Below are 23,345 nucleotides of genomic sequence, written 5' to 3'. Positions count from 1 at the left end.
AGCGGCCCTCAATACAGGCCAGTTCCGATCGTAGTCTCTCGGCGGAGCAGGAGCCGGATTGAATGAGAGCCGCGCCACAGCAGGACAAGGAATTCCGTTTGGTTACCCAGCGTTATGGATATTAACCCTCCGACCACGAAAGGAACTCGCCGTGTTTGAACGGATTTCCGGCTCGCTGCTGGACCCCGACGCGCTCTATGCAAAAAACATCGAGCTGTTCCACAGCCCCGAACTGCGCGGGCTGAATCTGGTGATGGGATTTACCGGTTTTGCCGACGCCGGCTACGTGGTCAAGCAGATCACGGCCGAGCTCCTCGACACCCTCGATTCCGAACTGGTTGCCGTGTTCGATGCCGACCAGCTGATCGATTACCGTTCCCGGCGGCCCCACGTGTCCTTCGTGGAGGACCATCTGCAGGACTACCAGGCGCCGAGCCTGGCGCTCTACCGCCTCGTCGACGGGCTTGGAAATCCGTTCCTGTTCCTCGCCGGATTCGAGCCGGACCTGCAGTGGGAACGCTTCGCCAGGGCCGTCGTGCAGATCGTGGAGGACCTGGACGTCAACCTGGTGACGTGGATCCACTCCATCCCCATGCCGGTGCCGCACACCCGCCCAGTGGGCGTGACCGTACACGGCAACCGCCCCGAACTCATCGAGGGCATCTCGGTCTGGAAACCGACCGTGGAGGTTCCCGCCGCCGTGGGACATGTGCTGGAGCTCCGCCTGACGGACGCGGGAAGGAACGTCGCCGGCTACGTCATCCACGTTCCGCATTACCTCGCCGAGGCTGAATACCCCACCGCGGCCGTGGCAGGACTGGAGTACCTCGGCGCCGCCACTTCCCTCATGCTCCCCACGGATAGGCTCCGGGAATCCGGCCGCGAGGTGGGCCGGCAGATCGCCGAACAGATCGAGGCCTCCGAGGACGTCCAGCAGGTGGTGTCCAAACTGGAGGCCCGTTACGACGAGAAGGCCGAGGGCACGGTGCGGCGGTCGCTGCTGGCAAACGAAAACGATGAACTGCCCGACGGCGATGCGCTTGGTGCGGCAGTGGAGGCCTACCTGGCCCGCGAAAACCCCGGTCAGTAAGCGGGTCAATAAAATACGATTTTTGCTGCGTCCGGGCATAATGTAAGGGTGACTGCACCCCGCGCCTGGCTCGTTTGGTCCATCGGTATTTTTTCCTACCTGGTGGCTGTGACCCAGCGTACGTCCTTCGGTGTAGTGGGGCTCGAGGCCACGGAACGGTTCCACGCCAGCGCCTCCGCCATTTCCTTCTTCACCGTCCTGCAGCTGCTCGTCTACGCCGGACTCCAGATCCCGGTGGGCGTGCTGGTGGACAGATTCGGCTCGCGGGCCATGATTGCCGGCGGTGCCCTGCTCATGGGGCTCGGCCAGCTGCAGCTCGCCTTCGCTGACAGCGTTCCGGCCGGCGTGCTGGGACGCGTTTTGGTGGGCGCCGGCGATGCCATGACCTTCATCTCCGTCATACGGCTGATCCCGCTCTGGTTCGCTCCCGCCCGGGTGCCGCTGCTGACCCAGCTCACCGGAATGTCCGGGCAGCTCGGGCAGCTGATCAGCGTGGTGCCGTTCGCCTTCGTGCTGAACTCCGCAGGCTGGACACCGGGCTTCCTGTCACTGGCGGGACTGTCCGGAGTCGCCGTCGTCCTGGTGATCCTGCTCCTGCAGGACCTTCCGCACGGAACCCCGGCCCAGCCATCGACGAAGGGCCTGCGCGCCACGGGTGTGTCCCTGTCCCGGGCGTGGAAGCAGCCAGGCACCAGGCTTGGCCTGTGGAGCCACTTCACCATCCAGTTCAGCGGCACCGTCTTCGCCATGACGTGGGGATATCCCTTCCTGATTTCGGCCCAGGGGCTCGACGCCGGCACCGTCGCCTCGCTCATGGCGCTTTACGTGGCCGGAGCCATCGGCGCCGGTCCGCTGATCGGACGCTTCGTCTCACGGCACCCGCTCCGGCGTTCCACCATGGTGCTCCTCATCGCCGCCGCCACCGCAGCAGCCTGGGCGGCCGTGCTGCTCTACCCGGGCCGCTCGCCCCTGTGGCTCCTGGCCGGCCTCGTGGTGGTGCTGGCCATCGGCGGGCCGGGGTCCATGATTGGCTTCGACTTCGCGCGCACGTTCAACCCGGCCCACCGGATCGGCACTGCCACGGGCATCGTGAACGTCGGCGGGTTCATCGCCGCCCTCGTGGCGATCTACCTGATCGGCGCCGTCCTGGACATCCTCTACGTCACAGGGTTCTCCGACGGGGTGCTGTACGGACTGGAGCCGTTCCGCGTTGCCCTGTGCGTGCACTTCCTGCTGCTCGGGATCGGCGCCGTTGCCACGCTGGTGGTCCGCCGTAAAGTGCGCCGCCAGATGGCGGCACAGGGCGTGGTGGTCCAGCCGCTGCTCAAGGTCCTGGCCGAACAGCGCAGGACCAGGAACGCAGCCCGGCGCAGCGCCCCCTCCCGCGACTAGCAGCCCGACGGCTGGCACCCCCGGCCTTAGCGTCTGCAGCGCTGCCGGGTACCGGCACTATCCCTCCACCACCGCCTGTATCCACATAGGCAAAGCCGCGGGTACCGGACAGCAGGGTCCTGCCCGAGGCTGGAGGCATGACAGCGCCCCAGCACCTCACCATCACCGGCCCCGAAGACATTCTGGGGTACGTTCCGCACAGTCTGGGATATTGGCCGTCCCGCAGCCTCGTGGCCATGACCATGCAGGGCAAACGCCTCGGAGCCACGCTCCGGGTGGATCTGCCCGTCCCTGGATCCCGCCGCGTCCGGGAAGATTTCGCCCGCACCGTGGCCGGCTACCTGCTGGCCGACGACGCCGACGGCACCCTGCTGATGTTCTTTATCAATGACGGCTGGGAAGAGGCATCCCGGCCGGGGGAATCCGGGCCCGGAGGCGTCGGCAGGCCGCTGCTGGACGATCTTGAAGCCGCCCTCGGACTCGCCGGAATGCCGGTGCGGGACGCCTGGTACGTCGGCGACGAGTACTGGCGTAACGCCTACTGCGAGGACGCCGGCTGCTGCCCGCTGCCGGGCCGTCCCCTCGCCGAGATCCGGGACAGCCGCCTCAACGCCGAGATGGTGTTCCTGGGCAGCAGTGTCGGTGCCCCGCCCGGTGCTGCCCCGGCGGAGGACCACACCGGGCCGGCGGCGCAGGATCCGGCCGTGGAAGCCGCCGAGGAGCGCTGGGCCGGCGAACTGGCTGGCAGGCGGACCAGCCGGCCCCAGTTCGAGAGAGTCCTGGACGCATGGGAGCGGGTGCTGGCCGCCGAACCCGGCTCAGAGATTCCGGCGGAAGTGGCCGGATTCCTGCGCGCCGGCTTGGGCGTCCCGTCGTGGCGTGACGCCGTCCTGGTCATGGCGGCCGCAGGACGATCCGCAGCCGCGTTGGGCGCGGAGGACTTCGGGATCTTCTCGTCCCGTGCCGGCATGGTGGCAGCCGGTCCCGCCCTGCCCGGTCCTGCCCTGTCCGGTCCGGCACTGGCCGATCCGGCGCTGGCCGGTCCGGACCTGGCTGGTCCGGACCTGTCCGGCTTGTCCCGGTCCGGGCCTGCTCTGGCCGGTCCGTCCGCGCCCGCCGGCCGGGCGGAACCTGACCAGGCGAGGGGCCGTGCGGATCAGGCCACTTCCCCCGCGTGCGAACCCGCTCACGTACCCGGCTACGGCGAGGTCCTGCTGGGACTGAGCCCATCCGTGCCCGACTGGAACACGCTGAAGCGCCTCGAAGAGGTGATGCTTCAGCTGTCGTCCCGCGGCCCGGGCGAAGCACGGGCTGCGGCCCTGACGGCCAAGGGCTGGATTGAATGGTGCCGGGGGAGGGGATCCTTCGCCCACGCTTCGCTGAGCCAGGCATTGGAGGCCAGCCCCGGATATCGGCTTGCGGAACTGCTTTCCGAAGTGGTCCGCCGCGGAACCATCTGTGGGTGGGCCAGTCGGCGTGAGGCGGCTTGGCAGAAATTCGCCACCGACGCCACCGACGCCGCCTAGGACGACGGATCCGCGGAAGGAGGTACCGACGCCTGCGTATTACAGCCCCCAGCGGCCATGACGGGGAAAACCATGAGACAATGGTTGCCGAGACCCGGTTGGGTCCGTGAATCAGTGCTTGCAATAGACCCTGAAACGGGAACATTGCGGCCGCCCCGGCAGTTCTACTTAATGGCTCTGCCAGCCGCGGTTGCACCTGATATCAATCACGGACTTGACAGGGTCATAGTGGTGTTGCCCGTATGGTGATTCCACAGACCGCCGCTAGAAAGGTTTTCTGTGACCCCGTCTTCCGCGAAGAAGGAACCCGCCGCCCTGGCCGATGCGTCTGCCGAGGAGAAGAAGGCGGCAACCAGCGCCAAGCGTGCAGCCACCCGCGCCGCCAACAAGGCTGTCAAGGATGCCGCGATCGCCGATGGCGGCTCGACATCTGCCGCTTCGAAGCCCGAACCGAAGAAGCGCGGCCCCAAGCCCGGCGCCAAGGCTGCAGCCGAGGCTGCCGGAAGCCGCTCCACCTCCGATGACGACGTAGACGTCGAAGAGGACCTCGACGACGTGTCACCCGACACCGCCGATCTCGTTGACGAAACCGACGAGGCAGGCAAGGGAGCTGCGGCGCCCACCGGTTCGGGATTTGTCTACTCCGATGCCGATGACGACGACGCACCTGTCCAGCAGGTCATGTCCGCCGGCGCCACCGCCGATCCTGTCAAGGATTACCTGAAGCAGATCGGCAAGGTCGCCCTCCTCAACGCCGAACAGGAGGTTGACCTCGCCCTCCGGATCGAGGCCGGCCTCTTCGCCGAGGAGAAGATCAACGCCGACGACGGCTCCATGGATCCGAAGTACAAGCGTGAGCTGGAATTCATCATCCATGACGGCAAGCGCGCCAAGAACCACCTGCTTGAGGCGAACCTCCGCCTCGTGGTGTCGCTGGCCAAGCGCTACACCGGCCGCGGCATGCTCTTCCTCGACCTCATCCAGGAAGGAAACCTGGGCCTCATCCGTGCCGTCGAGAAGTTCGACTACACCAAGGGCTTCAAGTTCTCGACCTACGCCACCTGGTGGATCCGCCAGGCCATCACCCGCGCCATGGCTGACCAGGCCCGCACCATCCGTATCCCGGTCCACATGGTTGAAGTCATTAACAAGCTCGCCCGCGTGCAGCGCCAGATGCTTCAGGATCTCGGCCGGGAACCCACGCCCGAAGAGCTGGCCCTCGAACTGGACATGACGCCCGAAAAGGTTGTCGAAGTCCAGAAGTACGGCCGCGAACCGATTTCCCTCCACACGCCGCTCGGCGAGGACGGGGACTCCGAGTTCGGTGACCTCATCGAGGACTCCGAAGCCGTGGTTCCGGCCGACGCCGTGAGCTTCACGCTGCTGCAGGAACAGCTCCACTCGGTGCTGGACACCCTGTCCGAGCGCGAAGCCGGAGTGGTGGCCATGCGCTTTGGCCTCACGGACGGCCAGCCGAAGACTTTAGACGAAATCGGCAAGGTCTACGGTGTCACGCGTGAGCGTATCCGCCAGATCGAATCCAAAACCATGTCCAAGCTGCGCCACCCGTCGCGGTCCCAGGTCCTGCGGGACTACCTGGACTAGGAGCTTTCGGTCAAGAAGCCAGGGCCGCCACCGGATAATCCGGTTGGCGGCCCTGGCTTTTGTCCTTGGGCAGAAAAAAGCCAGGGTCCCTTGCCGGGAGCCCTGGCTTTTCACTTCGCGCTTTTCAGCTGCTTGGTCTAGTCGACCGGTACCGGTGCCTTCTCGTGAAGCCGGCCCGTCTCGTCGTGCCAGTCCGAGCTCAGCGGCTTGAGGGTCGCTTCGACGGCACGTGAATGGTGAGCGCAGAAGAGCAACTCGCCTCCGGAGGACTCGAGTACAACCCGGACGTATGCCTGCGCACCGCAACGGTCGCACCGGTCAGCTGCGGTGAGTGTGCGGTCGGCAACTGCTGTTGTCATGTCGGCCTCCTTAGTAGATCTGTACATCTATATAACCAGCATTCGCAGCCAAACCATGGCAAGGATGTGTCACTTTCGCTGTCCGCGTATCACGTCTGCGTAACGAACAGGTGCCGCCTGTCGCTGCGGCGGGAGTGGCAGCAGGGCGAAACGGCCCCGCAGGACTAGGCTAGAGGGAGCTTTTTAACGCCTTACCAGGCCCGTCGCTGAAGGAGTTCACCACCTGTGACACCGAGTTCTGATTACACCGCCCGCCACCTTTCGGTGCTGGAGGGCCTGGAAGCCGTCCGCAAGCGTCCGGGCATGTACATCGGTTCCACGGACTCCAGGGGTCTGATGCACTGCCTCTGGGAAATCATCGACAACTCCGTCGACGAGGCCCTGGCGGGTTTTGGCCACGACATCAAGATCATCCTGCACGCGGACAATTCCGTGGAGATCCACGACGACGGCCGCGGTATCCCCGTGGATGTGGAACCCAAGACCGGCCTCACCGGCGTCGAGGTCGTCTTTACCAAGCTCCACGCCGGCGGCAAGTTCGGCGGCGGCTCGTACACCGCGTCCGGCGGCCTGCACGGCGTGGGCGCCTCGGTGGTCAACGCGCTCTCCGCCCGCCTCGATGTGGAAGTGGACCGCGGCGGCAAAACCTACAAGATGTCCTTTCGCCGGGGCGAGCCGGGCCGGTTCAAGGACAGCGGACCGCGGCCGGACCCGGCCGCCGATTTCGCCGCGTTCGTGGACGATTCCGTGCTCGACGTCGTGGGCAAGGCCAAACGGGGCGTGACCGGAACGCGCATCCGCTACTGGGCGGACCGGCAGATCTTCACCCCGGATGCCAAGTTCTCCTATGACGAACTTGCCGCGCGCGCCCGCCAGACGTCTTTCCTGGTACCAGGGCTGAAGCTGACGGTGCGGGATGAACGCAAGCTCGCCGGCACCCCGGGTGAGCTGGGCCCGCACGAGGAAGTGTTCCACCATGACGGCGGCATCTCGGAGTTCGTGGAATTCCTCGCAATCGACGCCGGCGTGACGGACGTCTGGCGCCTGCACGGCGCCGGGAAGTTCAAGGAAACTGTCCCCGTGCTGGACGACAAAGGCCACAGCAAGCTCGCGGAGGTTGAACGGGACTGCGAAGTGGACGTCGCCCTGCGCTGGGGCATCGGCTACGACACCGCGGTCCGCAGCTTCGTCAACATCATCTCCACACCCAAGGGCGGCACGCACCAGGCCGGCTTCGAGCAGGCCCTGGTCAAGACGTTCCGTAAGGCGGTGGAGACCAACGCCAGGAAGCTGAAGGCCGGCAACGACAAAATCGAGAAGGACGACATTTTTGCCGGCCTGACCGCCGTGCTGACCGTCAGGCTCGCCGAGCCGCAGTTCGAGGGCCAGACGAAGGAGATCCTCGGGACCTCGGCGGTCAAGGCGATCGTGGCCAGGGTGGTGGAACGCGAGATCGCGGCCAGGCTCAACTCCGCGAACCGCAACGACAAGGCACAGTCGGCGCTGCTGCTCGAGAAGATCGTCAGCGAGATGAAGTCGCGCATCTCGGCCCGCGTGCACAAGGAGACGCAGCGCCGCAAGACCGCACTCGAGACGTCGTCCATGCCCACGAAGCTGGCGGACTGCCGCACCGACGACGTAGCCCGCTCGGAACTGTTCATCGTCGAGGGCGATTCGGCCCTCGGCACTGCTAAGCTGGCCCGATCCTCCGATTTCCAGGCGCTGCTGCCCATCCGCGGCAAGATCCTGAACGTCCAGAAGGCCTCGGTGGGGGACATGCTCTCCAACGCGGAATGCGCCGCCCTGATCCAGGTGGTCGGCGCCGGTTCGGGGCGGAGCTTCGCGATCGAGGCCGCCCGCTACGGCAAGGTGATCCTCATGACCGACGCCGACGTGGACGGCGCCCACATCCGCACGCTGCTGCTCACGCTCTTCTTCCGCTACATGCGCCCCATGGTGGAGCAGGGCCGGGTGTTCGCGGCCGTGCCGCCGCTGCACCGCGTGGAAGTCATCAACCCGGGCCAAAAGGCCAACGAGATGATCTACACCTACTCCGAGGCGGAGCTCCACGCCTTGCTCGCCAGGCTCGCGAAGGACGGCAAGAAGTACAAGGAGCCCATCCAGCGCTACAAGGGCCTGGGGGAGATGGACGCCGAGCAGCTGGCCGAAACCACCATGGATCCGCGGCACCGCATGCTCCGCAAGGTCAACATCGAAAACGCCCAGCATGCCGAGGCCACGTTCGATCTGCTGATGGGATCCGACGTCGCGCCGCGCAAGGACTTCATCATCGCCGGCGCCGCTAGCCTGGACCGGGACCGCATCGACGCCTGAGGCCGGGGCAGGCCCGGCGTCACCAGCGGGGCGGAACCGGCAGCGGTAATCAGCCGAGCAGGCCGGGCACAATCAGCAGTGCGGTGGGCATGGCCAGCAACAGGACACAGACCCCCACCACGGTGGCGCGGAGGGCGGCCGGAAGCGGCGGCCGGGGCGAGAGAAGACGGCTGACGCGTGACGCCGTCGTGCTTGCCGAACCGGAGCCGGCGCCGTCCGGCAGCTGCAGGCCCGCACCGGGAAGTCCGGCCGGTCCCAAGACCGGTGCCGCCTGCGGAACGGCTGAGCCGCTCGCGACGATCGCTATGGCCTTGATCAGGGTCGCCTTGCTCTCCGTCCTGAGGGCGACGTCATCGGCGAGCATCTCGATCAGGGAGTTGACGGCTTCCTGGGCCAGCCGCGTGGTGGGCAGCCAGGGCAGGGCCTGGCGCCAGGCGGCGAAGGCCCACAGCAGCAGGTGGTGGCGCTGGTTCAGGTGGGCGTTCTCGTGAATCAGGACGGCGCGGAGCTCCGCCGGTTCCAGGGCAGCCATGAGTCCGTCGGAGAGCACGGTGACAGAACGTGCCCCGCCGGGCAGGCAGTAGGCCACGGGCGAATCGTGGTTGATCACCACGGTGCCCGTGCCGTCCGCGGAGGGCGAGGCCAGCAATGTCAGCAGTTCACGGTGGCGCCGGCGCTGCCGCTCGATCTTGAAGTACGTCAGCAGCAGCGTGAAGACGAGGTGCGCCGTCAGCAGGGCGGCAGCGGAGAGCGCGAACAGGTGCCAGAAGCCCAATGATGTGGTGGGTGCGTTGTACAGCACCATTCCGGCCAGGGCCTGCAGCCCGGCGATCAGGTTGTCCCCGACCGGTTCGAGCCCGTAGACCAGCATGGCGCCGATCATCGAGAGGCCACCGGCGAGGCCGATGACCTGCCACAGCAGCATGGCCGTAAAGGGATCCCGGGCCGGCCAGTGGGCGCGGGAAAGGAGGATAGGCACCGGCCACGCCAGTACTATCGCCAGGACCGCCAGGAAGTATGAGGTCCAGAACATCTGCCGCTAGCTGTGGCCAAGCAGTTTGCGCAGCGTCTCGGCTTCACTTTCGGTCACGGATCCGATGAACCGCGCAAGAACGGCCTCGCGGTCCGGGGCGGAGCCCAGCACTTCGTGCATGAGCTCGGCGGTGTGGTCCTCGCGGCTGGATACCGCCTGGTAGCGGTGGGGGCGGGTACCGCGTTCCCGCTCCACTAGGCCCTTCTTTTCCAGGCGCGACAGCACGGTCAGGACAGTGGTGACCGCCAGGTCCTTGCCTTCGTGCCCTGCTGCGCCGCCCTGGGCCGCCGTGCTCTGCGCGAGCATGTCCCGCAGCGTGTTGGCGGTGGCTGCTTCGTGGCCCGCCCAGAGCAGGTCCATGACCGCCCGTTCCAGTTCCCCAAGACTTGCCATCTGTACATCCTTTTGACAACGCTCTGCCCTAGGGCCGGCTGGCCCCATGCTGTGATTCCAATTCTTCAAGTTCAAATCTAGCGTGTTTGCGCCGTTCTTTCTACATGAAGTAGAAGGCGCGGCGTGCCGCGGCTCATTGCAGCCCGGCGCGGGCGGTGTAACGATGTTTACAGCGTCGGATGGCATCTTCTACACTATGTAGAAGTTGATGTTCTACGTTGCGTAGAAAACAACGCTTGAGAGCTTGAGACCTAGCCTAAAGTAGGGACCGCCTTGGAAGCCTTGGAAATCGCACGCTGGCAGTTCGGGATCACCACCGTCTACCACTTCATGATGGTGCCGCTGACGATCGGCCTGGGCCTCGTCGTGGCAGTCATGCAGACCATCTGGCACCGGACGGGCAACCCGGCCTACCTGCGGATGACGAAATTCTGGGGCAAGCTCTTCCTCATCAACTTCATCATGGGCGTGGCCACCGGAATCGTGCAGGAATTCCAGTTCGGCATGGCGTGGAGCGAATACAGCCGCTTCGTGGGCGACGTCTTCGGCGCTCCGCTGGCCCTGGAGGCGCTGCTGGCGTTCTTTGTCGAATCGACGTTCCTGGGCCTCTGGATCTTCGGCTGGAAGCAGCTCAAGCAGGGCGTCCACCTGGCCTGCCTCTGGATCGCCGTGATCGGCTCCTTCTTTTCCGCGTACTTCATCATCGTGGCCAACAGCTGGATGCAGCACCCCGTGGGCGTCGAGATGATCGACGGCCGGCCGGTCATGACCGACGCCTGGGCCGTCTTCACCAACAACACCGCCCTCGTGGCCGTGCCGCACACCCTCTTCGGTGCCCTCGCCGTGGCCGGCGGCTTCTTGCTCGGCATCGCCTGGTACCACCTCTGGCGTCGGCGCAGGGACGGCATCGACACCGTCGGAGCCGACGGCAAGGTCATCCCGGGCGACGCAGCCGACATCCCGGGGCGGGACCTGACCGACCACACCGTCTGGATCCGCTCGCTGCGGATCGGCGCCGTCGTCGCCATGATCTCCTTCGCCGGCACCGCACTGACCGGCGACCTGCAGGGAAAGCTGATGTTCGAACAGCAGCCCATGAAAATGGCTGCCGCCGAAGCCGCCTGCCACGACGGTACGGGCTTCTCGGTCCTCAGCGTCGGCAACCTCGGCGCCCGCAACTGCGACGACATCGTGGCGCTGATCGAGGTCCCGGGCATCCTCTCCTACCTCGCCAAGGGCGACTTCACCACCGAGGTCAAGGGCGTCAACAGCCTCCTGGACCAGTACAAGGCCGACTACGGCACGCACCTGCCGAACGATCCCCTCTACGGCGAGCGTGCCGGCCAGGAGATCGAATACGTCCCCGTCATGGAGGTCACCTACTGGGGATTCCGCATGATGATCGGCTTCGGCGGGGTCGCCGCCCTGGCAGCACTCCTGGCGCTTTGGGTCACGCGCAGCGGCACCGTGCCGGAGTCACGCTGGCTCATGCGGCTGGCCGTGTTCGGCATCCTGGCTCCGTTCGGTGCGAATGCCGCGGGCTGGATCTTCACGGAAATGGGCCGGCAGCCGTTCGTCGTGGCGCCCAACCCCGACCTCAACGGCATCGACCAGGTCTTCATGTTCACGGCCGCGGCCGTATCCCCCGGGGTATCCGCCGGCGAGATCCTCACGTCGCTGATCGTGCTCACCGCCATCTACGCTGTGCTGCTCGTGGTGGAGGTGAAACTCCTCGTCAAGTACGTCCGCGGCGGCGTCGTTTCGGCCATGCCCGAACTGGTCCACGCACCCGTTGACGAGAACGAGGACGCCACCCCGGGCCCGGGCGGGCCGGGAAAGGCCGGAACAGTCGACGACGTCCTGGCGTTCGCCTACTAAGAGCTGAGGATCAAGAGCATGGAACTGCTGCCAACCATCTGGTTCATCGCCATCGCCGTCCTGTGGACCGGCTACCTCTTCCTCGAGGGTTTCGACCTGGGCGTGGGAATGCTGATGAAGATCTTCGCCCGCAACAACACTGAGCGCCGCGTGCTGCTCAACACGATCGGGCCGGTCTGGGACGGCAACGAGGTCTGGCTCCTGACTGCCGCCGGCGCCACCTTCGCCGCCTTCCCGTTCTGGTACGCCTCGCTGTTCTCGGCCCTCTACCTGCCCCTCCTGATGGTCCTCGTGGCCCTGATCTTCCGGGCTGTGGCCTTTGAGTACCGCGGCAAGGTGGACACGGACCGGTGGCGCAACACCTGGGACTGGGCCATAGCAGTCGGTTCCTTCGTTGCCGCCTTCGGAGTGGGGGCCGCCCTCGCGCTGACCACAACGGGCCTGCCCCTGGACGCCAACGGCGACCGCAACGGCGGCCCGTTCTCCTGGTTCAGCGGATACGCGCTCCTCGGCGGCTTCGCGGTGGCAGGGTTTGCCCTGCTGCATGCGCTGGCCTTCCTGGCGTTGAAGACCGACGGCGATGTCCGGCACCGTGCCCGGCGCTGGTTTGTGCGGCTGCTGCCCGTGCTGCTCCTTCCGCTGGCCGGCTGGGCCGTCAGCGTCCAGCTGCTCAGCGGCGAGGCATGGACGGTAGCCGTCCTCGTCGTCGCGGTCGTTGCGGCTGGTGCCGCCTGGTTCCAGGCCCGGAGCGGCAATGAAGGCCGCGCCTTCCTGGCAGTCGGCCTGTTCCTACTGTGCGGTTCGGCCTCCATCTTCGGAGCAGTGTTCCCGGTGGTCCTTCCGTCAACCATTGACCCCGCATTCAACCTGACCGTCTCCAACGCGTCTTCGTCCGACTACACGCTGGGCCTCATGAGCATCGTGGCGTGCGTCGGACTGCCGCTGGTCATCGCCTACCAGGCCTGGACGTATTGGGTGTTCCGCCGCCGGGTCAGCGCCAAGCACATCCCGGAGGCGCACAGCTTCTTGCCGGCGATTGCCGCCAAGGCCTTCACCAGGAATGACTAACCGGCCGTGAAACCGGAGTTCCCTGCAGGCCCGTCAACGCGCCGGGCACTCTACGTCCTTGGCCTGCTCGCAGCACTAAAGGCCCTCTCCCTGGTGTTCATGGGCCAGGCGGTCGCTTCCGTCCTGGCCGGGCTCATGGTGCGGGATCCCGCCTGGGCGGCGCAGCTGGGCTGGGGAGCGGCCGGCGTGATCCTCCGTTCCTTGACGGTCTGGGCGCAGGGCGCCGCCGCACGCCGGGCCGCCCTCGGCGTCAAGGAGGAGCTGCGTTCCCGGCTCGTCGAGACCGCTCTGCGCAACGGTGTCCGCGAGGCCGGCCCCGCCGATGGCGGACTGGCCGTGCTCGCCACCCGGGGGCTCGACGCCCTGGACAGCTACTACACCCAGTACCTCCCTGCGCTGGTGAATTGCGCCGCCATTCCATTGCTGCTGGGCGCCCGGATCCTTTTCGCCGACTGGGTCAGTGCCGTGGTGATCGTGCTGACGGTTCCCCTCGTGCCAGTGTTCATGGTACTCATCGGCCGCTATACGGAGGACAAGGTCCGCGACGCCCAGGCGGCACTGTCCCGGCTTTCCGCGCACATGCTCGAACTCGCCAAGGGGCTGCCGGTGCTGGTGGGCCTGGGCCGTGCTTCCGCCCAGCGCCGGGCCCTGGAGGAAATCTCCGAGGAGTACAGGTCGCGGACCATGGGAACCCTGCGGACCGCGTTTCTCTCGGCCCTCGCCCTGGAGCTGATCGCCACGATTTCGGTGGCCGTCGTTGCCGTCTTCATCGGCGTCCGGTTGGTCCACGGCGACATGGCCCTCGAAGCCGGCCTGCTCGCGCTGATTCTTGCGCCGGACTGCTACCTGCCGCTCCGCGAACTGGGAACGGCGCACCACGCAAGCGACGACGGCAGGGCCGCCCTCACGGAGACAACGGCCGTGCTGGAAGCACCGGAGCAGCGGCGCCTGCAGCCCGTGCAGTCGGGTCAGCCCGGGCGTGTCGGCCCGGCGGACCTGACCGTCCGGGAACTCACTGTCAGCTACGCGGGGAGGCAGGGCCCAGCCGTCGGCCCGCTCAGCTTCACGGCACCGGCCGGCCTGGTCACCGCGCTGGACGGCCCCAGCGGCGCAGGCAAGAGCACCGTTCTGGGCGTGCTGGCCGGGACCGTCGGCTCAGGGGGAGGCACCGAAGTCAGCGGCGTCGTCGGCGGCTTTGGCGCCGGGGACGTCGCCTGGGTGCCGCAGCATCCGGTCATGGTGGCGGAGACGGTGCACGACGAGATCCTGCTGTACCTGACGGTCAACCCTCCGACGGCCAACGCCCCGGCGGGTTCAGCCGGGGCGTCAGCCGCTGCAGTGCTGCGCTGCCTTTCGGCCGCCGGCGCAGCGCACCTGGCCGGGAAACATCCGGCCGAACTGAGTCCCGGCGAACTGCGCCGCGTCGCGCTGGCCCGGGGGCTGGCCCGCATCGAAGCAGGGGCCACAGTGCTCCTGCTCGACGAACCCACTGCGCACCTGGACCGGGCATCAGCCGACGTGGTCCACGACGCCATCCGCGCCCTGCGCGGCCGGGCCACCGTGATCTTGGTGGCCCATGACCGCCAGACACGCGAGCTCGCCGACGAACTCGTTTCGCTGCCGCGGTCCGGCAGCGCCGCCCGTGAGGCCGGAACCGCGGCAGCGGGGCGGCAGCCCGTTGTTTCCGGTCACGAGACCCGTCAACCGGCCAGCGCCGCGAGCACTGCCCGCGCCGCGAGCACTGCCGGCGCCGCGCAGTCTGCCACCGCCGTCGAACGTGCCGGTTCGGCAAACGCACAGCCCGCCGGTCTTCCTTCGACGGCCACACTCCTGGGCAGGCTGCTAGCACCGGTGGGCGGCAGGTTCGCTGCCGCCGGCATCGTGGGCACGCTGGCAGCCCTCTTTGCCATTGCACTGTCCGGACTGTCAGGCTGGCTCATCCTGCGGGCAAGCGAGCAGCCGCCCATTTTGTACCTGCTGACGGCCATCGTGGGCGTCCGCTTCTTCGGAATCGGCCGGGCGGTCCTGCGCTACTGCGAACGGCTCCTGGTGCATGAAACCGTGTTTGCCTCGCTGACCATCCTGCGGGGCACCCTCTGGGCGTCGTTGAGCCAGCGGGCACTGTCCCTCCGGCGCCTCCTGCAGGGCGGTAACGTGCTGGGCACCATCATCGACGACGTCGACACCGTCCGGGACCTGCTCCCGCGGGTTGTCCTTCCGCCGGTCACGGCGCTGGCGGTCGCGGGGGCCGCTGCCGGCACGTCGGCGTGGATACTGCCCGCCGCCCTGCCGGCAGTTCTCGCGACGGCAATCGCAAGCCTGGTAGCGGCGCCTGCGGCAGCGCTGGTTGCCGACCGGATGTCGGCGGGCACGGAGCAGCGAATGCGTTCCGGAGTCCTCCGCCGGATCGCCGCTGCGCTCGACGCCAGGGCCGAACTGCATGCCAACGGTGCGGCGCTGCCGGTGCTCGCGGAAATCCGTTCGCTGGACCGCGCAGCAACCCGTGCCGCCCAGCGCTCGGCATGGGCCGAAGGACTCGGCCAGGCGATGACCGTCGCCGCGTGCGGCGCCGGCGCGCTGGCCACCGCGGTCATGGCGGCACCGCAGGTGCTGGCAGGCTCCGGCGCGGCGCCGACGGTCGCCGTCGTCGTCCTGCTGCAGCTGGCGCTCGTGGAACCGTTTGCCGCCATGACGACGGCGGTGCGCCAATTTCCTGCGCTGCGGGCCGTGCTGCGGCGCATCGGCGAGTCCGGCGTCCTCAGCCCCGGAGGACCGGACGCGACGACGCCGGCCACGCCGGGCGCCCGTCAAGGTGGCCGTCCCGGCATGGAACTGGCGGGACTGTCCGCCGCATGGCCCGGCGGAGAAGACGTCTTCAGCGGACTTACCGCCGTCGCGGAACCCGGCCGCTGGCTTGCTGTCACGGGTCCGTCCGGTGCCGGCAAATCCACACTCCTGGCCGTGGCACTCGGCTTCCTCCCGGCCACCGGGGGAGGAATAGCGGTCACCGGCACAGCAGCGTGGTGCCCCCAGGAGGCCCACCTCTTTGATTCAACGGTGCGCGGCAACCTGCTGCTCGGACGCCAGGGGGAGCCGGCAGCGGGCGGGGAGGGCGCCGAACGGGACATGCGGGATGCGCTCGCCGCTGTGGGCCTGGCACCGCTCGTGGCCCGGCTGGAGTACGGCCTGGACACGCGGATCGGCCCGGGCGGCGCGTTCCTCAGCGGCGGCGAACGTCAGCGGCTGGCCGTTGCCCGGACGCTGATGACCAGGGCTGACGTGATCCTGCTGGACGAGCCCACCGCCCACTTGGACGCCGAATCCGGCCGGGAGCTGATGGCGGACCTCAGGGTGGGGCTGAGCTCCCGGACGGTGGTGCTGGTGACGCACAACCCCGCCGACATCAGCCCCCAGGATGCACTTCTTGCCCTGGGCGGCGAGGGCCGACCGGACGTGGCCGGGGTGATGGCGCGCTCTGTTTCCGCCGGTTAGCCTGTTGCCATGACGCAAAACGATGTTGCTGCCCCGTGCCCCGTTGACTTTCCGGCGCTGCAGTGGCGGAACGCCGACGCCGGGGACCTCGATTCGTGGGCGGCGCTGATTGCCCGCACGGCAGCGGTGGAGAAGCCCGTGTGGTTTGAGCACCGCGCCGAACTGGAGCAGCTCATGGAGTCCCGGAAAAACCCGCCCGAGCCCAACACCGTGCTCGGATTCGACCCCGACGGCGTCCCGCGGGCCTATGCCCGCATCTCCAAGAACAAGGACGGCGAGAAGGCGTACGGCTTCGGCTGCGTCGATCCGCTGTGGCAGCGCCGCGGCGTCGGCTCCGCCCTCCTCGGCTGGCTCGAGGCCCGGACCCGGCAGCGGTTCGCCGAGGATTCCGGTGCTGCACCCCGGCTGAGGATTCTCATCGAGCAGCAGCACCAGCACCAGGCCGCGCTCCTGGCCAGGCGCGGCTACGACGTGGTCCGTTATTTCAATGAAATGCACCGGCCTTTGACGGAGCCCCTGCCTGAGGTGGTCCTGGACGCCGGCTTGGAGCTCGTGACCATGGAGCCGGGGTTGAGCGAAGCCGTGCGGCTGGCGCATAACCAGGCCTTCGCCGACCACTGGGGCAGCGAGCCGCGCGACGAGGAATCGTGGCGGTTTACCGTGAACGACCCCCTGGCCCGCCCCGATCTCAGCGCGGTCATTGTGGAAGCCGGCACCGGCGATGTGGCCGGGTACCAGCTGGCCAGCCACGACCCCGAGAGCGCCGTGACGCGCGGCTTCAGCGAGGGCTACACGGAACTCCTGGGCGTGCGCCGTGAATTTCGCGGCCGGGGTATTGCGCAGGCCCTGCTGGCTGACGCCATGCGGCGGTTCGCGGCCGCGGGCATGGACAAGGCATCACTGGATGTGGATTCCGAAAACCCGACGGGTGCCCTGGCGCTCTACCTCAAGATGGGATACCAGCCCGTCAACCGGAGCATGGCCTGGGACAAGGTCCTCTGACGCGGTTTCCCTGACGCCCATTCCCTGACGGGGATGCCGGAGCTGGCTCCACCTGCCGCGGGAGAGACCGTGGAGCCAGCCCTTTACGGCAGTGTCCCCCCGAGACGAAGACCGTTCAAGCCGCCCCCCAACCAGGTTTGACGGACACTCCCAAGCCAAAGACTATTCATCGGTGCCGCCGCAGGCAATGGTCCGGCTGAAATGACTTGTTTAGTGACAGCCTTTGTGACTCTTTTAGTGCTCTTTAGTGACCTGTTTGATGACTTCTTTCGAAGCGAGTGTGTCAGCCGTCGACGTCGTGCAGATGATGGACGACGTCGTGCAGGAAATACTGCGACAGTGTCAGGACCGAGAACTCCGAGCCGTTGCTGCGGAGGCCGGTCCGTCCCCACTGCGACTGCTGGACGCGGGCGAAGGAGGAGGCCACCTGCTCACCTTCTGCCGTGAGTTCGGCGCTCACCACGGCGGTGTCCGCGTTGGCGTAATCCTTCTCCACGGCCGTGGCATCCTGGTCCCAGTTCTCAAACTGCGCGTTGTCCCGGCTGAGCATCAGGTTCAGGCGCTGGTCGAAAAGGCTGAAGACATCGCGGACGTGGCAGGCATACTCCAGTGCCGACCACGTGCTGTCGTCCGGGCGTTCGGTGGCGTCCGGCCGGCGGAGCACCGAGCGCCAGCGGGGCAGCATGCTTTCGACGCTGCCCGGAACAGTGGCCGGCGTAACAGTGGAGGCATCGAATCCGCACTCGGCGCACGGGCGTGACAGGACCCACGTCCAGTCTTTTTCATCCGGGATGATAGGCATGGCAGTAGTCTAGGCCCGATGGGGCAGGGCGCCCGTCACACAGGGCGGCGTCACATCACACAGGGCGCCGCGACCGGCACGGTGCCCGTCAGCCGGGCTGGTCCGCCGCCCAGGTCATGCTGGGGCCGATCGCCTCCACCGCCTGGGACAGCGGAATACCGGAACCGTCGCGGCGGCCGTGCTCCTGGGGAAGGGAACGGGCCACTCCGGCGAGGGACGACGCTTTCGCCGGGCCGTGGCCGGCCCACGCCTGCAGCAGGGTGTCTTCCCCCTTGAGGAAGCGGTGCGCCCGGACCCCGCCGGTGGCGCGGCCCTTGACGGGGTACTCGGAAAAGGCCGTAACCTTCGCGGCTCCCGGCGCGGTGCCCGGCAGGGCGCCGTCGGTACCGGAAATCGTGACGACGACGGCGGCCTCGTCACCGGGGGCGACGGCGCCGAAGAACATCACGTGGTCGCCGGGCGCGAGCTTGATGCCGGCCATGCCGCCTGCCGTCCGGCCCTGCGGCCGGACGTTGGCGGCACTGAACCGCAACAGCTGGGCTTCCCGGGTGAGGAAGACGAGGTCGGCGTCGTCGGATCCCGCAGGGGCAACGCCCACCACGGTGTCCTTGTCCTTGAGCGCAATGACTTCCCAGTCCTCGCGGTTCAGGGGGTAGTCCGGCTGGACCCGCTTGACCACGCCCTGGACGGTTCCGATCGCCAGCACCTCATCCAGCGGCGCGAAGGCCACAAGGGATTCCCCCTTGAGCAGCGTGATGAAGTCCCTGGCCGGCACGCCGCCGGCCAGGTTCGGCAGGCCGGACATCGGTGGCAGGACCGGCATGTCCATGACCTGGATGCGCAGCATGCGCCCCTGCGAGGTGACCGCAGCGATCTCGCCGCGGGCCGAGGTCTTGACCACGGAACGGAACACATCGTGCTTCGAGCGCGGCCCGGTTTCCGCGAGGCTGTCCTGGTTAGACGTCCGGGCAATCTGTCCCGACGCCGTGAGAATGGCCCAGCAGGGATCGTCCGGTATTTCGAGGGCCAGCGGGGCCGCCTTGCCCTTGACCCCGGGGAGGGCCGCGGCCGCAACAGTGGGGGAGACCGCCTCGGATTCGAGGAGCACGGTCCGCCGCGGCGTGCCGTACTTCTCCGCAATTTCCGCCAGTTCGCCGGACACCAGCTCGCGGAGCAGCTCGTCGGAGGCGAGGATGGCCTGGAGTTCTTCGATTTCCCGGCGGAGCTGGTCCTGCTCCTTCTCGAGTTCGATCCTGGAGTATTTGGTCAGTTGTCGGAGCCGGAGCTCCAGGATGTAATTGGCCTGGATCTCGGAGAGGTCGTAGATGGACATCAGCCGTTCCCGGGCGGCCGACGCCTCGTCGGAGGACCGGATGATCTGGATAACCTCATCGATGTCCACGATGGCAATGAGGAGGCCCTCCACCAGGTGCAGGCGGTCCTTCTTCTTGCCCAGCCGGAACGCCGTCCGGCGCCGCACCACGTTGATCCGGTGGTCCACGTAGACGGTCAGCAGTTTGAGCAGGCCAAGGGTCTGCGGCTGCCCGTCCACCAGCGTGACGTTGTTGATGCCGAAGGAATCCTCCATCGGCGAGTAGCGGTAGAGCTGCTGGAGCACCGCGTTCGGGTTGAAGCCGTTCTTGAGCTCGATCACCAGGCGCAGGCCGTGCTTGCGGTCGGTGAGGTCGACGATGTCGCTGATGCCGGTGAGCTTCTTGCCGTTGACGGCGTCCTTGATCTTCTCGATCACCTTTTCAGGGCCCACCATGTAGGGCAGTTCGGTGACCACCAGGCCCGTCCGCCGGGCTGACAACTGCTCCACCTCCACCTTGGCCCGCGTCCTGAACGAGCCGCGGCCGGTGGCGTAGGCATCGCGGATGCCGTCCAAGCCCACAATCCGCCCGCCGGTGGGGAGGTCCGGGCCCGGGACGAACCGCATGATGTCCTCGAGCGTGGCGTCAGGATTGGCGATGAGGTGCCGCGCCGCGGAGATGACCTCCACAAGGTTGTGCGGGGCCATGTTGGTGGCCATGCCGACGGCGATGCCGGTGGTTCCGTTGACCAGGAGATTCGGGAACGCGGCCGGCAGCACATCCGGCTGCGTGAGCTGGTTGTCGTAGTTCGGGACGAAGTCCACCACGTCTTCATCGAGATGGTCCGTCAGCGTGAGCGCAGCCGCCGCGAGGCGGGCCTCCGTGTAGCGCGGCGCCGCCGGGCCGTCGTCGAGCGATCCGAAGTTGCCGTGCCCATCGATGAGCGGAAGCCGCAGCGAGAAGTCCTGGGCCATGCGGACCATGGCATCGTAAATGGCGGTGTCACCGTGCGGGTGGAGTTTGCCCATGACCTCGCCCACCACGCGGGCGCTCTTGACGTGGCCGCGGTCCGGCCGCAGGCCCATCTCGCTCATCATGTACAGAATGCGCCGCTGGACCGGCTTGAGGCCGTCCCGCGCGTCGGGCAGGGCCCGCGAGTAGATGACCGAGTAGGCGTACTCGAGGAATGAACCTTCCATCTCGGAAGTGACGTCTATGTCAACGATGTTTTCGATGTAGTCCTGGGCGGGTTCCCCTGCGGGGGCTGAATTCTGGCGGCGGGCCATGAGGCTGGTAAATCCTTTTTGGGGTGCACTTCGGGAGTCTTAGCTAGGCTAAGCCTATGGTGGATCAGCCCGCGGACGGCGTATATCCGGAATATTGGGAAGCCGATGTCGTCCTGCGGGACGGCGGGACGGCACATTTGCGCCCCATTCACCCCGCCGATTCTGACGCCGTGCAGGCGTTCCACACGGGCCAGTCCCAGGACTCCATCTACATGCGGTTCTTCGCTTTCAAGGCCCGGCTCTCGAACAAGGAACTCAAGCGGTTCACGGAGGTGGATTACCGGGACCGCGTCGCGCTGGTGATCACCATCGGCGGGGACATCATCGGGATCGGCCGCTACGACCGCCTGGACGATCCGGCGGAGGCGGAAGTGGCCTTCAACATCGCCGACGCCCACCAGGGCCGCGGCATCGGGTCCATCCTCCTGGAGCACCTGGCGGCCGCCGCCCGGGAAAACGGGATCCGCCGGTTCAGTGCCGAGGTCCTTCCCGAGAACCGCAAGATGCTGATGGTGTTTTCCGATGCGGGTTACGACGTCAAGCGCCATTTCGACGACGGCGTGGTCAGCCTGGAGTTCAACATCGACCCCACGGACAAATCGCGTGCCGTGATGGAATCCCGGGAGCACCGCGCCGAGGCGAGGAGCGTGCAGGACCTGCTGGCGCCGTCGTCGCTGGCCGTGATCGGCGCAAGCCGCAAATGGGGAAAGATCGGCTACCAGTTCCTCGAGCACATCATTGAAGGCGGCTTTACCGGCCCCGTCTACGCCATTAACCCTGAGGCGTTCGAGCTCGCCGGAATGCTGTCCTTTGGCCGGCTTGCCGAAGTGCCCGGCACCGTCCAGTTGGCCATCATCGCCGTTCCGTACGAGGAAGTCCCCAAGGTGGTGGATGAGTGCGCGGCCGCCGGAGTCAAGGGGGTCCTGGTGGCCTCGGCAGGCTTCGCCGAGGACGGCGAGCGCGGCCTGGCGCGCCAGCGCGCCCTTGTCCGGCAGGCGAGGGCCAACGGCATGCGGGTGATCGGCCCTGCGTCGCTGGGCATCGTCAACACCAATCCGGCTGTCTCCCTCAACGCCTCCATGGCGCCCGGCCTGGCCCGCCGCGGCGGTCTGGGGCTCTTCAGCCAGTCGGCGGCCATCGGAGTGGCGCTGTACGCGGCTTCCAGCCGACGCCGCGCCGGCATCTCCAGCTTCCTCTCCGCCGGTAACCGTGCGGACGTTTCCGGCAACGACATGATGCAGTTCTGGGAGGACGACGCCGACACCACCGCCGTGGGCCTGTATCTGGAGTCGATCGGCAACCCGCGCAAATTCTCACGGCTGGCACGCCGGCTGGCCCTGACCAAACCCGTCATCGTGGCCAAGTCCAATTCCATGGGCCTCCAGCTTCCGCCCGGGCACGCCGTCCGGACCACGCAGGCCCCCGCCGGCGCCTTGGACGCGATGATGCGCCAGGCGGGCGTGATCCGCGTGGAGACCATCGAACAGCTCATGGACGTGGCGCAGATCGTGTCCGGCCAGCCGCTGCCGAAGGGCGCCGGGGTGGCGGTCTTCAGCAACTCGGGGGCCCTGGGGAAGGTGGTGGCGGACAGTGCGTCCGCCCAGGGCCTTGGTGTGGAACAGCTCGTGACGGAACTGGATCTCGACGCCGGCATGTCGCTGGCGCTGCCGGCCCTGCGGGACAGGCTGCGGGAAGCCCTCGCCATGGAGGCCGTGCACGCGGCGGTGGTGGCGTTCCTTCCGGCCCGCGGACTTACCGTGGAGAACATCGCGGGCGTCCTGGCTTCGTGTTCGGCCGAGGCAGGAAAGCCCGTGGTTGCGGCTTTCACCGGAATCCTGGACCCGTCCGTGTACGTGGAGGGCATGGTGGGGGAGGACGCCGGCACGTCGCCGGTCCCGTGCTACTCAAACCCCGGGGCCGCCGTCGCCGCCCTTGCCGCCGTGGTGCGCTACGCCGAGTGGGCGGGCCGCGACCAGGGCCTCTTTGCCGAGCCTGACGGGTGCGATGCGGACGCCGCCCATGCCGATCTCGAGAGGCTGCTGGCGGATGTCCGGGGCGAACAGCTGAAGCAGCTGGATGCCGCGGACGCCGCGCGACTGCTCGGGCACTACGGAATTGAGGTGCTGCCCGCCGCCGGCTTTGATACCGCCGATGAAGCCGTCGAAGCAGCCGCAAGGCTGGGCTGGCCGGTGGCCCTGAAGACCACTGACCCGATGCTGCGCCACAGGCTCGATCTGGGCGGCGTGCGCTTGGACATCCAGGACCCGGATTCCCTGCGGTTGAACATCCTCCAGATGCGCCGCGCACTTGAGCCCTACGGATCGTCATCCTTGGAGGTCCAGGCGATGGCACCGGTGGGCCAGGCCTGCACATTCCGCGCCATCGAGGATCCGCTGCTGGGACCGGTGGTCTCCTTCGGGCTGGCCGGTGACGCGGTGAACCTGCTCGACGACTGGGCGCACCGGGTGCCGCCGTTGTCCGCCGCCGACCTCCGGGAGTTCATCCGCAGCCCCCGGGCGTCCCGGAAGCTCTTCGGCTACCAGGGCCTGCCCGCGGTCGACGTTGCCGCCCTCGAGGACCTCGCCGCCCGCCTGGCACGGCTCAAGGACGCCCACCCGGAAATCGCGCTCGTGGAGTTCAACCCCGTCCTGGCCACTCCGCAGGGTGCGTTTATCCTGGCCGCCGACGTCCGGATCGCCAACGCTGCGCAGCGCACGGACAGCGCACGGCGGGCCATGCGCAGTTGACGCCGGGTTAGCATGTGCCAAGCCG

At 67.4% G+C, this 23,345-nt stretch carries 15 protein-coding genes; 10 read left to right on the top strand and 5 right to left on the bottom strand.

What is annotated here, in order from left to right; translation table 11 throughout:
* Window positions 1-151: 151 nt before the first annotated feature.
* From CXQ90_RS14920 to CXQ90_RS14905, 4 genes are all read left to right on the top strand, one after another.
* Window positions 152-1,090 (top strand): proteasome assembly chaperone family protein, encoded by a 939-nt coding sequence (locus CXQ90_RS14920; RefSeq protein WP_104140161.1) that lies wholly within the window; start codon window positions 152-154, stop codon window positions 1,088-1,090.
* A 48-nt stretch (window positions 1,091-1,138) separates the two neighbouring features.
* Complete coding sequence (locus tag CXQ90_RS14915) at window positions 1,139-2,482, top strand: nitrate/nitrite transporter (RefSeq protein ID WP_104140160.1); 1,344 nt, start codon at window positions 1,139-1,141, stop codon at window positions 2,480-2,482.
* A 137-nt stretch (window positions 2,483-2,619) separates the two neighbouring features.
* On the top strand, window positions 2,620-4,008 hold the full coding sequence (locus CXQ90_RS14910) for a DUF4192 domain-containing protein (RefSeq protein WP_104140159.1): 1,389 nt from the start codon (window positions 2,620-2,622) through the stop codon (window positions 4,006-4,008).
* Between the two features lie 279 nt (window positions 4,009-4,287).
* Window positions 4,288-5,613 carry an RNA polymerase sigma factor gene (locus CXQ90_RS14905; RefSeq protein ID WP_104140158.1) on the top strand — a complete coding sequence of 442 codons (1,326 nt, stop codon included), beginning with the start codon at window positions 4,288-4,290 and terminating at the stop codon, window positions 5,611-5,613.
* A gap of 137 nt (window positions 5,614-5,750) precedes the next feature.
* Here the strand turns inward: CXQ90_RS14905 and CXQ90_RS14900 are convergent, their stop codons facing one another.
* A complete protein-coding gene (locus CXQ90_RS14900) occupies window positions 5,751-5,972 on the bottom strand; it encodes a hypothetical protein (RefSeq protein ID WP_056628651.1) in 222 nt (73 codons plus the stop codon).
* A gap of 225 nt (window positions 5,973-6,197) precedes the next feature.
* On the opposite strand from CXQ90_RS14900, the gene CXQ90_RS14895 reads away from it, so the two are divergent.
* Entirely contained in the window at window positions 6,198-8,306 is a 2,109-nt protein-coding gene (locus tag CXQ90_RS14895) for a type IIA DNA topoisomerase subunit B (protein WP_104140157.1), read from the top strand.
* Between the two features lie 49 nt (window positions 8,307-8,355).
* On the opposite strand, the gene CXQ90_RS14890 is transcribed toward CXQ90_RS14895, so the two are convergent.
* Both CXQ90_RS14890 and CXQ90_RS14885 read right to left on the bottom strand, forming a co-directional pair.
* A complete protein-coding gene (locus CXQ90_RS14890) occupies window positions 8,356-9,339 on the bottom strand; it encodes a M56 family metallopeptidase (RefSeq protein WP_104140156.1) in 984 nt (327 codons plus the stop codon).
* Window positions 9,340-9,345: 6 nt separating this feature from the next.
* Window positions 9,346-9,732 carry a BlaI/MecI/CopY family transcriptional regulator gene (locus CXQ90_RS14885; RefSeq protein ID WP_076797977.1) on the bottom strand — a complete coding sequence of 129 codons (387 nt, stop codon included), beginning with the start codon at window positions 9,730-9,732 and terminating at the stop codon, window positions 9,346-9,348.
* Window positions 9,733-10,005: 273 nt separating this feature from the next.
* Here CXQ90_RS14885 and CXQ90_RS14880 point away from each other — a divergent pair, with 273 nt between their 5' ends.
* The 4 genes from CXQ90_RS14880 to CXQ90_RS14865 are packed head-to-tail and all read left to right on the top strand — an operon-like array spanning window position 10,006 to window position 17,172.
* Window positions 10,006-11,610: a cytochrome ubiquinol oxidase subunit I gene (locus tag CXQ90_RS14880; protein WP_104140155.1), complete on the top strand. Its 1,605-nt coding sequence runs from the start codon at window positions 10,006-10,008 to the stop codon at window positions 11,608-11,610.
* An 18-nt stretch (window positions 11,611-11,628) separates the two neighbouring features.
* Window positions 11,629-12,678 (top strand): cytochrome d ubiquinol oxidase subunit II, encoded by a 1,050-nt coding sequence (gene cydB / locus CXQ90_RS14875; RefSeq protein WP_104140154.1) that lies wholly within the window; start codon window positions 11,629-11,631, stop codon window positions 12,676-12,678.
* A 6-nt stretch (window positions 12,679-12,684) separates the two neighbouring features.
* Complete coding sequence (gene cydD, locus CXQ90_RS14870; protein ID WP_104140153.1) at window positions 12,685-16,170, top strand: thiol reductant ABC exporter subunit CydD; 3,486 nt, start codon at window positions 12,685-12,687, stop codon at window positions 16,168-16,170.
* A 9-nt stretch (window positions 16,171-16,179) separates the two neighbouring features.
* Entirely contained in the window at window positions 16,180-17,172 is a 993-nt protein-coding gene (locus CXQ90_RS14865) for a GNAT family N-acetyltransferase (RefSeq protein ID WP_104140152.1), read from the top strand.
* A gap of 283 nt (window positions 17,173-17,455) precedes the next feature.
* Here CXQ90_RS14865 and CXQ90_RS14860 read toward each other — a convergent pair whose 3' ends face one another.
* Both CXQ90_RS14860 and CXQ90_RS14855 read right to left on the bottom strand, forming a co-directional pair.
* Window positions 17,456-17,974 (bottom strand): DinB family protein, encoded by a 519-nt coding sequence (locus CXQ90_RS14860; RefSeq protein WP_104140151.1) that lies wholly within the window; start codon window positions 17,972-17,974, stop codon window positions 17,456-17,458.
* Between the two features lie 88 nt (window positions 17,975-18,062).
* Window positions 18,063-20,573 carry a DNA topoisomerase (ATP-hydrolyzing) subunit A gene (locus CXQ90_RS14855; protein ID WP_104140150.1) on the bottom strand — a complete coding sequence of 837 codons (2,511 nt, stop codon included), beginning with the start codon at window positions 20,571-20,573 and terminating at the stop codon, window positions 18,063-18,065.
* A 56-nt stretch (window positions 20,574-20,629) separates the two neighbouring features.
* On the opposite strand from CXQ90_RS14855, the gene CXQ90_RS14850 reads away from it, so the two are divergent.
* Window positions 20,630-23,320: a bifunctional GNAT family N-acetyltransferase/acetate--CoA ligase family protein gene (locus CXQ90_RS14850; protein ID WP_104140149.1), complete on the top strand. Its 2,691-nt coding sequence runs from the start codon at window positions 20,630-20,632 to the stop codon at window positions 23,318-23,320.
* The last annotated feature ends 25 nt before the right edge of the window (window positions 23,321-23,345 follow it).

The organism is Arthrobacter sp. ZGTC131 (genome assembly GCF_002929275.1).
Taxonomy (GTDB): domain Bacteria; phylum Actinomycetota; class Actinomycetes; order Actinomycetales; family Micrococcaceae; genus Arthrobacter.
The sequence above is the reverse complement of the archived record's forward strand: the minus strand, read 5'-3'. Positions and strand labels throughout refer to the sequence as shown.

Excerpts from the sequence above, each read along its gene's own strand:
- CXQ90_RS14890 (WP_104140156.1), bottom strand. The coding sequence starts at position 9,339 with ATGTTCTGGACCTCATACTTCCTGGCGGTCCTGGCGATAGTACTGGCG.
- CXQ90_RS14865 (WP_104140152.1), top strand. The coding sequence starts at position 16,180 with ATGACGCAAAACGATGTTGCTGCCCCGTGCCCCGTTGACTTTCCGGCG.
- CXQ90_RS14900 (WP_056628651.1), bottom strand. The coding sequence starts at position 5,972 with ATGACAACAGCAGTTGCCGACCGCACACTCACCGCAGCTGACCGGTGC.
- CXQ90_RS14885 (WP_076797977.1), bottom strand. The coding sequence starts at position 9,732 with ATGGCAAGTCTTGGGGAACTGGAACGGGCGGTCATGGACCTGCTCTGG.
- CXQ90_RS14910 (WP_104140159.1), top strand. The coding sequence starts at position 2,620 with ATGACAGCGCCCCAGCACCTCACCATCACCGGCCCCGAAGACATTCTG.
- CXQ90_RS14850 (WP_104140149.1), top strand. The coding sequence starts at position 20,630 with ATGGTGGATCAGCCCGCGGACGGCGTATATCCGGAATATTGGGAAGCC.
- cydB (WP_104140154.1), top strand. The coding sequence starts at position 11,629 with ATGGAACTGCTGCCAACCATCTGGTTCATCGCCATCGCCGTCCTGTGG.
- CXQ90_RS14860 (WP_104140151.1), bottom strand. The coding sequence starts at position 17,974 with ATGCCTATCATCCCGGATGAAAAAGACTGGACGTGGGTCCTGTCACGC.
- CXQ90_RS14855 (WP_104140150.1), bottom strand. The coding sequence starts at position 20,573 with ATGGCCCGCCGCCAGAATTCAGCCCCCGCAGGGGAACCCGCCCAGGAC.